At 56.9% G+C, this 12,567-nt stretch carries 11 protein-coding genes; 8 read left to right on the top strand and 3 right to left on the bottom strand.

Annotated elements, in window-relative coordinates; genetic code table 11:
• Nucleotides 1-2 precede the first annotated feature (2 nt).
• From AC3DKS_RS10275 to AC3DKS_RS10260, 4 genes are all read left to right on the top strand, one after another.
• Nucleotides 3-635 (top strand): Crp/Fnr family transcriptional regulator, encoded by a 633-nt coding sequence (locus AC3DKS_RS10275; RefSeq protein WP_272606968.1) that lies wholly within the window; start codon nucleotides 3-5, stop codon nucleotides 633-635.
• Entirely contained in the window at nucleotides 632-2,362 is a 1,731-nt protein-coding gene (locus tag AC3DKS_RS10270; protein WP_272607134.1) for a SulP family inorganic anion transporter, read from the top strand. Before AC3DKS_RS10275 ends, AC3DKS_RS10270 begins: the two co-directional genes overlap by 4 nt.
• Nucleotides 2,363-2,427: 65 nt before the next feature.
• Nucleotides 2,428-3,846: an MBL fold metallo-hydrolase gene (locus tag AC3DKS_RS10265; RefSeq protein WP_272606969.1), complete on the top strand. Its 1,419-nt coding sequence runs from the start codon at nucleotides 2,428-2,430 to the stop codon at nucleotides 3,844-3,846.
• A gap of 4 nt (nucleotides 3,847-3,850) precedes the next feature.
• On the top strand, nucleotides 3,851-4,438 hold the full coding sequence (locus AC3DKS_RS10260; RefSeq protein WP_272606970.1) for a rhodanese-like domain-containing protein: 588 nt from the start codon (nucleotides 3,851-3,853) through the stop codon (nucleotides 4,436-4,438).
• A gap of 37 nt (nucleotides 4,439-4,475) precedes the next feature.
• On the opposite strand, the gene AC3DKS_RS10255 is transcribed toward AC3DKS_RS10260, so the two are convergent.
• From AC3DKS_RS10255 to AC3DKS_RS10245, 3 genes are read right to left on the bottom strand one after another with little or no spacing between them, the layout of a single operon-like run.
• A complete protein-coding gene (locus AC3DKS_RS10255) occupies nucleotides 4,476-5,411 on the bottom strand; it encodes a sterol desaturase family protein (protein ID WP_015753436.1) in 936 nt (311 codons plus the stop codon).
• Nucleotides 5,412-5,418: 7 nt separating this feature from the next.
• Nucleotides 5,419-5,883, bottom strand: coding sequence for a hypothetical protein (locus AC3DKS_RS10250; RefSeq protein ID WP_049764833.1), 465 nt, complete (start codon nucleotides 5,881-5,883; stop codon nucleotides 5,419-5,421).
• Nucleotides 5,883-7,103 carry a sulfite oxidase gene (locus tag AC3DKS_RS10245; RefSeq protein ID WP_041326970.1) on the bottom strand — a complete coding sequence of 407 codons (1,221 nt, stop codon included), beginning with the start codon at nucleotides 7,101-7,103 and terminating at the stop codon, nucleotides 5,883-5,885. Before AC3DKS_RS10245 ends, AC3DKS_RS10250 begins: the two co-directional genes overlap by 1 nt.
• A 251-nt stretch (nucleotides 7,104-7,354) precedes the next feature.
• On the opposite strand from AC3DKS_RS10245, the gene AC3DKS_RS10240 reads away from it, so the two are divergent.
• The 4 genes from AC3DKS_RS10240 to AC3DKS_RS10225 all read left to right on the top strand — a co-directional run bounded on the left by AC3DKS_RS10240 (nucleotide 7,355) and on the right by AC3DKS_RS10225 (nucleotide 12,471).
• Nucleotides 7,355-8,602, top strand: coding sequence for an NAD(P)/FAD-dependent oxidoreductase (locus AC3DKS_RS10240; protein WP_015753439.1), 1,248 nt, complete (start codon nucleotides 7,355-7,357; stop codon nucleotides 8,600-8,602).
• 79 nt (nucleotides 8,603-8,681) lie between these two features.
• Complete coding sequence (locus AC3DKS_RS10235; protein WP_015753440.1) at nucleotides 8,682-9,239, top strand: YeeE/YedE family protein; 558 nt, start codon at nucleotides 8,682-8,684, stop codon at nucleotides 9,237-9,239.
• A 2-nt stretch (nucleotides 9,240-9,241) separates the two neighbouring features.
• A complete protein-coding gene (locus AC3DKS_RS10230; RefSeq protein ID WP_015753441.1) occupies nucleotides 9,242-9,655 on the top strand; it encodes a YeeE/YedE family protein in 414 nt (137 codons plus the stop codon).
• 89 nt (nucleotides 9,656-9,744) lie between these two features.
• Nucleotides 9,745-12,471, top strand: coding sequence for a helix-turn-helix and ligand-binding sensor domain-containing protein (locus tag AC3DKS_RS10225; RefSeq protein WP_238528101.1), 2,727 nt, complete (start codon nucleotides 9,745-9,747; stop codon nucleotides 12,469-12,471).
• The last annotated feature ends 96 nt before the right edge of the window (nucleotides 12,472-12,567 follow it).

The following is a 12,567-nucleotide window of genomic DNA, read 5'->3' as shown; positions in this document are numbered from 1 at the left end:
CCATGATCCGGGAACTCAGGGAGCGATACGGAAACCAGTTTGAGGAACCCCTCCTCGAGGAGATTGCCGAGGTGGGCGTCCTGCGCCAGGTAGCCGCCGGGGACAAACTGCTGGAGATCGGGGAGTATATCAAGGGCATGCCGCTGCTCCTCTCCGGGGTGATCAAAATTCTCCGGGAAGACGGGGACGGGGACGAGCTCCTGCTTTATTACCTGGAGCAGGGCGATACGTGCTCGATGACCATGAGCTGCTGTATGGGGCAGACCCGGAGCGAAATCCGCGCCGTTGCCGAAACCGATGCCCGGCTTATCATGGTGCCTGTTCGGAAGATGGAGGAGTGGACTGCCAGGTACCTGTCGTGGCGCACCTTTGTCTTTTCGAGCTACAACCAGCGAATGAACGAACTTTTCCAGGCCATTGACAGCATTGCCTTCAAAAACATGGACGAGCGACTGGTTGGGTACCTCCGGGAGAAAATGCGGATTACAAACGAACCGATCATCCGAAATACCCACCAGGAAATTGCCTATGACCTGCACAGCTCCCGCGTGGTGATCTCGCGCCTGTTGAAGAAGCTCGAACGGATGGGGAAAATAGAATTGCACCGGAACCATATAAAAATCCTGGATCTCTGAAAAGATTCCTTCCCATACTGGATTGGTTGCCCGGCTATAAGAAGGCCTGGTTGCCCGGAGACCTCGCGGCCGGACTCACCGTGGGGATATTGCTGATTCCCCAGGGAATGGCCTATGCGATGATCGCCGGCCTCCCGCCCGTGTTTGGGTTGTATGCGGCCCTGGTGCCCCAGCTGGTCTATGCGCTGACCGGGACATCCCGACAACTCGCCGTGGGGCCGGTTGCCATGGATTCCCTCCTGGTGGCCAGTGGACTCGGGGCCCTGGCGCTCACGGGCATCGAGGAGTACATCGCCATGGCGGTTTTCCTGGCGCTTTTCATGGGGGTGCTCCAACTGGCTTTCGGCTTGTTGCGGATGGGGTTCCTGGTCAATTTTTTATCGCGGCCAGTCATCAGCGGTTTTACTTCTGCGGCCGCCATCATCATCGGGTTGAGCCAGTTAAAACACCTGCTGGGCGTGGAAATACCGGGCAGCAACCGCATCCAGCAGCTGGTGTCCCATGCCGCGGCGGCATTGCCGGACACCCACCTGCCCACACTCGGGCTTGGGCTGACGGGTATCGCCCTGATTGTCGGGATGAAGAAATGGGTGCCCCGCATGCCCGGGTCGCTGGCGGGAGTCGTGGCCGGCACCCTGGCCGTGTTCCTGCTGGGTTGGGACCAGGCCGGGGTGAAGATCGTCGGCGCGGTCCCGGCGGGCCTCCCGGAATTCGGCCTCCCGGAACTCGATATGGAACGGGTATCCCAACTTTTCCCGATTGCCCTGACCCTGGCGCTTATCGCCTATATGGAAGCGATATCAGTGGGGAAGGCGGTGGAGGAAAAGCACGGTAAGAACCGGATTGACGCCAACCAGGAACTCCGGGCCCTGGGCCTGTCCAATATCCTGGGGTCGTTTTTCCAGTCCTACCCGACAACCGGGGGATTCTCCCGGACGGCGGTCAACGACCAGAACGGGGCCCAGACACCCCTGGCTTCGGTCTTCAGCGCCCTGGTGGTGGGGGCTACACTGTTGTTTCTGACTCCCTTGTTCCACTACCTGCCCAACGCCATCCTGGCCGCGGTCATCATGGTGGCCGTTTTTGGCCTGATCGACCTGAAATACCCCCGGGAACTCTGGAAAAACAGGAAGGACGAATTCATCCTGCTGCTGGCGACATTCGCCCTGACCCTCGGTCTCGGCATTGTGGAGGGGATCCTGCTTGGCGTCCTCTTTTCCCTGCTCTTGTTGGTGTATCGCATTTCCAAGCCCCATATCGCTATCCTCGGCCGGATTCGCGGCACGGATTACTTCAAGAATATCAACCGGTTTTCAGAGGATATCGAGGAATTCCCCGAATTCCTGATTCTGCGCTTCGACGGCCAGCTCTTTTTCGGGAACAAGGATTATTTCCGCAAGGAACTGGTAAAGCACACCCGGCAAAAGGGGCCGGACCTGAAGTTTGTCATCCTGAATGCAGAGGCGATCAGCTATATCGACAGTTCGGCTGTCTATATGCTCCGCGCCCTGATCCGGGACCTACGGCGCGACGGGATCCGGTTGCTCCTGGCGGGAGCTATCGGCCCCACCCGCGACATCCTCTTCAGCAGCGGCCTGGCAGAAGAAATCGGGAGGGAGAACCAGTTTGTCCGCACGTTCGAGGCCTTTGAGCATTGTCGGACGGCTACCGGTAAGACCGAGATGGAACGGAAAGTCTCCACCCAGTCCGCCCGCCCGCCTGTGTAACCCAAGTCACTGTGTAATGGGCGTTTGCCTTGTAGTTTTACTGCAAAACGCAAATGCAAACACCCATGAAAGTTGAGCAAATTTACACCGGCTGCCTGGCACACGCAGCCTACTACATCGAAAGCAATGGCGAGGCGGCCGTCTTTGACCCCTTACGCGAGGTGCAACCCTATATCGACCGGGCCAACAAGGACGGGGCGCAAATCAAATACGTCTTCGAAACCCATTTCCACGCCGACTTTGTCAGCGGGCACCTGGACCTGCAGAAAAAAACCGGGGCGCAGATCGTTTTCGGCCCCAATGCAAAACCGGGCTATGAGGCGTTGATCGCCGGGGACGGACAGGTTTTTGAGGTGGGCGACTACCAGGTGAAGGTCATCCACACCCCGGGACACACCATGGAAAGCACCACCTACCTGCTCATTGACGAAGCTGGCAGGCAGCACGGTATTATCACCGGGGATACCCTGTTTATAGGTGACGTCGGCCGGCCGGACCTGGCGCAGCACGTAGTATCCGAACTGACGGAGGAAAAACTGGCCTCCCATCTCTTTGACTCGCTGAGAAACAAGATCATGCCCCTGCCGGACCACCTGATCGTGTATCCGAACCACGGCGCGGGGTCTGCATGCGGCAAGAAGATGAGTGAGGAAACCACGGATACCCTGGGCCACCAGAAAGAGGTGAATTACGCCCTCCGGGCGGATATGACCCGGGAGGAATTTATCGGGGAACTCCTGACGGGGCTCACAGCGCCCCCCGGTTACTTCCCGCAGAACGTGCTGATGAACATCAAGGGCTACGAATCCCTGGATACCGTAATGAAGCGCGGCAACCAGCCGCTGAGCCCCGCTGCCTTTGAAGCGGCCGCCAACGAAACCGGAGCCCTGGTGCTCGACACCCGGGATGCCGAAACCTTCGCTAAAGGTTTCGTCCCCAACAGCGTGAACATTGGCCTGGGAGGGGATTTTGCCCCCTGGGTCGGGGAACTCATCCCGGATGTCCAGCACCCCATCCTGCTCGTAACCGAGCCCGGCAGGGAAGAAGAGGCCGTAACCCGTCTTTCCCGCGTGGGGTATGACCAAACCCTCGGGTACCTGGAAGGGGGTTTTGACGCCTGGAAGCAGACCGGCCGCGAGGTGGAAACCACCGGCAGGATGACGGTTGCGGAACTCGAAGCCCTTGCCTCAAAAGGGGAGGCGCCCGTCATTATCGACGTGCGGAAAAGGAGCGAATACGACTCGGAGCACCTGCTGGACGCGATTAATATCCCGCTAAAAGAGATCAACGAACACCTGGCGGAATTCCCGAAAGACAAGAAATTTGTGCTGCACTGCGCAGGGGGATACCGGAGCATGATTGCCTCCTCGATCCTGAAACAGCGCGGATGGGATGATTTTGCCGATATTGTCGGGGGGTTCGACGCCCTGAAGAAAAGCCACCTGCCAAAGTCTGAGTATATTTGCCCGACGACTTTATTATAAGTGTATGGCGCATATAGACAGCGAATGGGGCTTGCGTAAGAAACGATATGGAAAAGGAGTGAAAGGGAATCGGCCGGGCCGGTTCCTTTTTGCGTTCTGGCTGGCAATCCTGCCGGTGCTGGGGTCGCTCACGGCCATTGAAGGCCGGGCGCAGCAACCGGTGGCCGACCCGGAGTATGCCGAACGCCTGGAAAGCCTGCTTTCCCATTCGGTTCCGGAGATTGCAGTGAGCGATGCGGCCGGCCGGGATTCGTTGGTTTTCCTGGATGCCAGAAGCCTGGAGGAGTTCGTTGTTAGCCGTATCCCGGGAGCCTATTGGGTGGGCTTCGACGATTTCAGCCTGGACCGGGTTAGCGCGGTTCCCCGAGACCAGGCCGTAGTGGTGTATTGTTCCGTGGGATACCGGAGCGAGAAAATAACGGAAGAACTCAGGGCCGCGGGTTTCGAGGATGTGTCCAACCTGTACGGGGGGATCTTCGAATGGGTCAACCAGGGGCAACCTGTGGAGGACCGCTCGGGCCCGACGGAAAAAATCCACGCCTACAACCGGGCCTGGGGCCGATGGCTGCGCCGGGGGCATAAGGTGTATTAGCCGGCAGCACTGCGTAAATTAACATTCAGACGCTTCCCTATTGGCCAGCCGGTTCCTGCCTGTCTTTGCCTTCCTTTCCCTTACCCCGATTCCTCCTGCTTTTTCGGGAGCGGCGGAAACCGTAGAGGTTTTGCCCGATAAAATCCCGCGGGAAGGATTCATCCCCCGGGAACCCCAGCGGGATGGTCCCGCTGTCATCCGGGATGTATTTGGTGCCGAACAGGTAGTCCCACAAACTCAGGCTGATGCCGAAATTGACCCCGAACTTACCCTGGGGCAGGTGATACGCGTGGTGGTAGAGGTGCATGACCGGGTTGTTGAGGACGTACTTGAGCGGCCCCCAGGTGAGTTTGATATTCGCGTGGTTCAGGTGGCCGATGGCAATGGCGGCAAAGTGGACCACATAGGCCTGTTCCGGCTCAAATCCGCCGAGGACCATCACCCCGAAGGTTTTCAGCGGCTTGTAGAGGATGTTCTCCATCCAGTGGTACCGCAGGTGTGCGGCGAACCCCATTTCCTTGACGCTGTGGTGTACCTTGTGGTATTGCCAGAATACCGGGTATTTGTGCAAAAGGATATGGGTAAACCACTGCACAAAATCGAGCACCACGAAGAATATCAGGAGTTGCAACCAGGAGGGCCAGGCACTCATGTCCACCAGGGCCAGGCTGTCTGCCCGGATCCCGATTTCGCCGAAGGCCAGCTGCAGGATGCGGTAGAACCCGGATATGGCGATGGCAAAGAGGAAGAAATTAAAGAACATATACCCGGCATCCATCCAGAAGTCTTTCCGGAAAATTGCCTGGTCCCGGCGCCAGGGAAAGCGGATTTCCAGGAGCCAGACCACCAGGGAAATCAGGACGAGCCCCCAGAAATAATTCATGTACCAGGGTACCTGGAAAAGGATGGATTTCCAGGTCCAGTTCACCGTCCCGGCCAGGGCATTCCAAAAGGCTTCCAAATAGGGTTCCATATTCTTTCTAATCGGATTCCAGTTCGTACCATTCAATGTCCTCCAGGTTCGGACGCCGCCCCTGCTCTTCCGGGGCGTAGTAGGTGGCGAGGTAATCCAGGATGGCCGCCTCGTTTTCACCCAGGTCCCAGAGGTTTTGCGTTTCCTGCATCCAGCGGATGGTGCTTTCCCACCCTTCCCGCGTCATCCGGTTCTGGGTTACCAGTTCGGCGGAATGGCACGGGGTACAGTGGGTAATAACCAGGGGCAATCCGTCCCCTTCCCGGAAGCCGGTGGCCAGGTGGATGCCGTCCCTGACGCCCCCTGCGGCAATCCCGGCGGTGTCTGCCGTTTCCGGGCCGGTTTCGGCAGGGCTTCCGGCACCTGCCGTATCTCGGAACCAGAGGGCGGCCCCCAGGGCCAGCAGGATTGCGCCGCCCAGCAAGATACCGGGCAGGTGCCCGCGTTTTCGGTTTCCACGCGATGTTTCCATCATGTAATTTTTACGGCAATCCGGTGGCATGCATTGTTGAGGTACCCTTTCGGGTTCCACCCGGGGAGTACCATGGGCTGGGCCCGGCCCTGGCTGTCCTCGGCCTGCGCCCAAAGTTCGTAATAGCCTTCCCGGGGGAATTCTGCCTCCCCGGAGAATCGCTGCCAGGCCAGTCGGTTGGCGGGTGCCTCCAGCCGGCAGTCCTGCCAGGTACTGCCAAAATCAATGGAGTAGCGCACCCGGGCAACTTCCAGCTCCCCGGCCCAGGCGTGCCCCCGGAAGGGAAGGGAGCGGCCACGCGCCAGTGTCGCCCCGGTTTTCGGGTAGGTGATCAGGGATTTCACGGGCATGGATTCGATGATGCACATGTCCGAATCGGGAACCGGGGTCCCCGGCGCCACGGGTCGGCAGGGGACCCGGTAGGAGTCTCCGGTCATCTTGGCCCCGTCGTGGACCCGGTCGCGGACGCTCAGCCGCTCAATCCACTTCCCGGAAGCCGAGGCAGGCCAGCCGCCGGCCACCAGGCGGAGCGGATACCCGTGTGCCAGCGGGATATCCCCGCCGTTCATTTCGTAGGCGAGGAGGGTTTCGTCCTGCAGGGCCTTTTCCATGGGTACCCCACGGGAAATGGGCTCCTTACCCGGGTCGCCGCTCAGGTGGGTATCCGCGGCATGGTACCCCACATAGACGGCACGGTCCGTATACCCGGCATCCTCCAGGACATCCCGGAGGCGTACCCCGCCCCACTCCGCACAGGAAACAGCCCCTACCTCCCACTGGTTCCCAGAGGCCGGCGGGTTGAATTCGCTCCGGCCGTTCCCGCCGCATTCCAGGGTGAGCCGGTAGGTGTATTTGCGGAAGTTGTTTTTGAGGTCGGCCAGCGTATAGGACTTCTTCCCGCGTACCGCTTCCCCGTCAAGGGTCAGCGTCCAGGCTGCCGGATCGGGCCTTTCGGGGATCAGGCCGTTGTTGCGGATGAACATGTACTTGTTCGGGGTTACCGCATCGTCCAGCAGGTGGGCCCGGGCTTCCAGGTTCCAGGGCCGGCTGTTGCGCACCACCATCTCCGGGTCCTTGTCGAAGAGGGAAAAAGGGTCCGGGTCCTGCAGGCCCAGCAGCTCGAGTCCTTCCGGAAGGCGGTCGCCGTAAACGATATCGGCGCCCAGCAGGGCACCCATGGAAGCGAGGGCCGATCGGCCCACGAATTTTCGTCTGTCCATATGCGCGGATTTGATCAGGCCCCGAACGTACGTATTTTGAACATCCGTGACCGCAACTCAAGTTACAAAAGTAACGCGATACCCCGGGTGTTCCAATGCGGAATGACCACATTCCGACCCGGTACCCGGACCTTGGGAACCCCCGGCCCATGAACGGCATGGATACCGCGAATAAAAACTCCGCTTGTGTAACCCGTGTTACCAAACTACACGGGGGTTTCCACTAACTTGTACACAATAAACCACCAGCTATGGACACGCATTTTGAAATACTGATTGTCGGGGGGGGAACCGCCGGCATCATGATGGCTGCTTCGCTCCTCAAAGAGGACAACAAGCTGAAGATCGGCATCCTGGAACCCGCCGAAACCCATTATTACCAGCCGGCCTGGACACTGGTGGGCGCCGGCACCTATTCCTATGAGAAAACCGCCCGGCCCATGGCTTCGGTTATCCCGAAAGGCGCCACCTGGCTGCGGGAGGCTGCCGCTGGTTTCGAGCCTGGAAAGCACGCCGTTACCACGGATGCGGGACATTCATACAGCTACGACTACCTGGTGGTTGCCCCCGGCCTGGTCTACGACCTGGAACAGGTCCCCGGCCTGGCCGAAGCGCTCGACAAAGGGGTTGTCTGCAGCAATTATACGGACCCGGAGCACACCTGGAAGGTGCTCCGGGAATTTAAGGGGGGCACCGCCCTGTTCACCCAGCCCACCACCCCCATTAAATGTGGCGGCGCGCCCCAGAAGATCATGTACCTGGCAGACAGTTATTTCCGCAAGTCCGGGGTCCGGGATCGTACAGAGGTGGTTTTTGCCACCCCGGGGACGGTTATTTTCGGTATCCCGGAAATAAAGAAAACGCTGATGGACGTGGTGGACAGGAAGGACATCAACTTGCGTTTTGGCTATAAGCTGGTACGGGTAGACGGCCCGAACCAAATTGCCTGGTACGAATTCGCCGACCACGAGAAGGAATACAACCACAAGGATATCAAAACAGAACAGGACGGGGAACTTACGGGCATCCATTTCGATATGCTGCACACGGCACCCCCGTCGGCTCCCCCGGCATGTGTCCGGGATTCGGAGATTGCCAATGAATCGGGATGGGTGGATGTGGACCCGCATACGCTCCGGCACAACCGGTTCCCGAACATTTTCAGCCTGGGAGACGTAGCCGGGCTTCCGACCGCCAAAACCGGTGCAGCCATCCGCAAACAGGTACCTGTAGTCACGGAAAACATCATGCGGCTGCGGGAGGCGAACATACTGGGATCCCCTACCTATAATGGCTATTCCTCCTGCCCGCTGGTTACCGACTACGGCAAGATGGTCCTGGCCGAATTTGACTACGATAACAAGTTTACCCCGGACCCGAAACTCAGGCAGTTGCTGATTTCGGACTCCTCCAAAGAGTCCTGGCGATTGTGGATACTCAAGAAATACGGGTTGCCCTACCTGTACTGGAACAAGATGCTGAAGGGGAAAGCGGTCTGATTGCCTTCCGGATGTAACCTGGGTTACCCGGGGTCTGCCCCGGACTTCGTAGATTTGCCCTAAACCAAATTCAAATTGAATGGACTGGATATATGAACCCTGGCCCTGGTACGTCTCCGGGGCGGCCATCGCACTGGTTATGCTGCTATTGCTCCTTACCGGCAAGAATTTCGGAATGTCCTCGAACCTGCGCACCCTCTGTACGATGTGCGGCGCAGACAGGAGTACGGAGTTTTTTCGCTTTGACTGGGCCACCCAGAAGTGGAACCTGCTGGTGGTGATCGGCGCCGTAATCGGCGGTTTTATCGCCGCCAATTTTATGACCCCGGATGATGCGGTTCAAATTAACCCGGATACGGTAGCCCGGCTGCAGACGCTCGGGTTTGACAGTGCCGGGGCGGCGTACCTCCCCGACGAACTCTTCTCCATGGAACAATTCACCAACCCGAAATCCATGTTGTTGCTTGCCCTGGGCGGGCTACTGGTCGGGTTTGGTGCCCGGTATGCCGGGGGGTGTACTTCCGGGCACGCCATTTCCGGCCTGAGCAACCTGCAATGGCCTTCCCTGTTGGCGGTCGTCGGGTTTTTTGCCGGCGGGATGATCATGATTTATTTCCTGTTCCCCTTAATTTTTTAACCATGCGCAGTATCCTCTATATTTTGATCGGTATTTTCTTTGGCATTACGATGTTTAAATCCGAAGCGGCTTCCTGGTTCCGGATTTACGAGATGTTCCGGTTCGACGCCTTCCACATGTACGGCATTATCGGCACGGCTGTCGGCCTCGGGGTCCTGATTGTCTGGGCTATTAAGCGGTTTGATATCCGCTCGTTTTACGGGGAAGCCATCGTTTTCCCTCCCAAGGACAAAAGCTTTGCACGCTACGCGATCGGCGGCCTTATTTTCGGCTTGGGCTGGGCGCTGGCCGGGGCCTGCCCGGGCCCGATTTTTACCCTTGCCGGGGCCGGATTCCTGCCCATCCTGGTGGTATTCCTCGGGGCCATGCTAGGCACCTGGTTTTACGGCCTGCTCCGGGATAAATTGCCCCACTGAATGTAAAGGGCCCGCCACTGAAGTGCTTTTCTTAATTTAGTCCGGACAAAACAGTGTAGCGGATGAGAAGGGGATTGCAACTTTTGAGCATGCTGATACTTTTGGGTTGTATGGCCAGGGGTCAGCAATTGCGTCCTTCCATCCGGAACTACGGGGTGAATGACTACCAGACCGCAAGCAAGAACTGGGGGCTGGACACGGATAGTAATGGCGAACTCTATGCGGCCAACAACAAGGGGCTGCTCCATTTCAACGGGGAGCATTGGGAGCTGTATCGCCTCCCGAACAATACAGTCATCCGGTCAGTGGCCTGTGTTGGAAACAGGGTCTATACCGGGTCGTACGAGGAATTTGGCTATTGGGAGAAGAATCGGATGGGAATTCTGGAATATACCTCCCTAACCAATCTGATCCGGGACCACACCTTTACCAGCGAGGAATTCTGGCAGATCCTGCCCGTAGATGGGGATGTGTGGTTCCGTTCTTTTTCATCGATTTACCGATATGATGGCCGTGCGATCCAGGTGCTGAACCCACCTTTTGTGGTGACGGCCCTTACCCATTGGAACGGAGACTTATGGATGGCCGGGGGCCATCGGGCGATCTACCAGATACATGAGAATACCTGGGAACTGGTCCTGGATGACCCCGCCCTGCAAGACCGGGTGATCGCAGACCTCGCCCCCTTTGGGGAGAGTATGCTTATAGGTACCAAGTTGCACGGATGCTATCGGTTTGACGGGACCCGGTTGACCCCCTTGCCCGAGACGATCAACGGCCCGCTCAGGGAATTCCAGTTAAATCAGATCTACCCGTTGTCCGACGGGAAGATTGCCTTTGGGACCATCAAGAACGGGGTGTATCTGTACGACAGGAAGTCGGATCAACTTGAAGTGTTCAGCCGGCAGGAGGGCATGCAGAACAACACGGTACACGCTTTTGCACAATTCGCCGACCAGTTGTGGGTGGGCCTCGATAATGGGATAGACCGGTTTCACCTGAATAATTATCTCACATTCTATACGGATTATTCAGGGGTAGCCGGAACGTCATACGATATGGCATTTCGCGACAGCACGCTGTATCTGGGAACCAACACGGGGGTCTATTATTTTGAAGGCTCCGCCCTCAGCTTTGTGCCGGGCTCCCAGGGGCACGTCTGGGACCTTCAGGATGTTGGAGATGTCTTACTATGCGGGCATAATACGGGGACTTTTCTCGTTGGCAAGAACTCCTTCCAGCCCGTGTCGGATTATGCCGGAGGATATGTTATGGCGCGGATTCCCGAATCGGAAGACGAATATATGCAGGGCACATACGTAGGCCTGGCTAAATTCCGGCAGGGTCCGGACGCCGCCTGGAAGGTAGACTACCTGGAGGGGCTGCAGGAGCCGATTAAATATCTGGCTTTTGAAGATGAGCACACCCTGTGGGCGGCGCATTCCTATAGAGGGGTGTATCGGATTGTATTAAACGAAAACCGCGACAGCCTGCAGACCGTCCGCAGATTTACCGGGGAGGAATTGCCAAACATTTACAACGTGCGGTTGTACCGTATCAAGAACCAGATCATCCTGCAGAGTAACGGCAATTGGTTTCGCTATGACCCCATCCTGGACCGGCTAACGAATTTTGAGGATTTCGAGGCTTTCAGCAACTCGGAATTGCTCTACTTTGATGATGAGCGATACTGGTTTGTGGGAAATACCGGTTCGCGTGTAATCACCATTACCGACCTCAAGGAATTTCAGGTTATCCTCGACGACCAGGAACTTCGACGGCGGCTGACCGCAGAATCCGACCGCATTATTAAAAGAAATGATAGTCTTTACTACATTACCCTGAGGGATGGTTTTGCCCGGCTGAACTTCAATGCCTTTGTCGGGAAATCGAGAGACATGGACCTGCCGGTTCCCGATTTTTATCGCATTGCGGATGCACAGGCCCTGCATCCGCTCGATTCGAACCTCACTTTTACCAATCGGATGGGCCGGGAAATCGAAGTAGCGGTAGCTGCGCCCTCCATGCCCCAGGCGCGATATCAGTACGAACTCAAGGGGCCTGTTCGCCAAAGTGGTATTACCGATAATGGAACCCTCGTGTTTCAGAACCTCCCATATGGACGCTATGAACTGGGGGTTCGCACCATTCGGATCGGGAATCAGCGGTCCGAAGCGGCAATCCTGGAATTTTATGTGGAACCTCCCTGGTATTTATCCACCTGGAGTCTGATACTATACGCAATGATGGGGGTCGGACTTATTTTTGCCGTACGGGTCTATAACCAGAGAAAGTACAATCGGAAGCGAAGAAAACTCGAACAGGAGCTGCAACGGGAACAGGCGGTCCATCTCGCGCGGTTGGAAAAGGAGAAAATGTCCCGGGAGATCAAGCTGAAGCAAAAAGAACTGGCCAGAAGCACCATGGACCTGGCCCGGAATAATGAAATGATCCTCGAGCTCAAGAATATGCTTATGGCCAATAAGGAGTCCTTTGGCAATCGCCCCGGGTACCGGAAGGTTATCAAGAAGCTGAATAATTCAATTAACAACAAGGAGGATTGGAAGCGCTTTGAGGTAAGTTTCAAGGAATTACACGAGGATTTTTTCGAAAACCTTCTGGAGCAGTTTCCGGATCTGACGCCAAAAGACTTGCGCCTGTGTGCCTATCTTAAGATGAATCTGGCGTCAAAGGAAATAGCGCCGCTGATGGGGATTTCCGTGCGGGGGGTGGAGATTCACCGGTACAGACTACGTAAAAAGCTTCGTTTGGACAGCTCTCAAAACATGTCCAATTACCTCATCAAATTCAAATGATGAATTTGTTTCTTCTTGATAAAGAAGCATTTGAAACTCATCATTACTACATCATACTGTTAAAATATGCTTTCTTTTTCTGTTGAGGTGACTCCG

The organism is Robiginitalea sp. (assembly GCF_982776155.1).
This window is presented reverse-complemented; position numbering and strand designations above follow the sequence as displayed.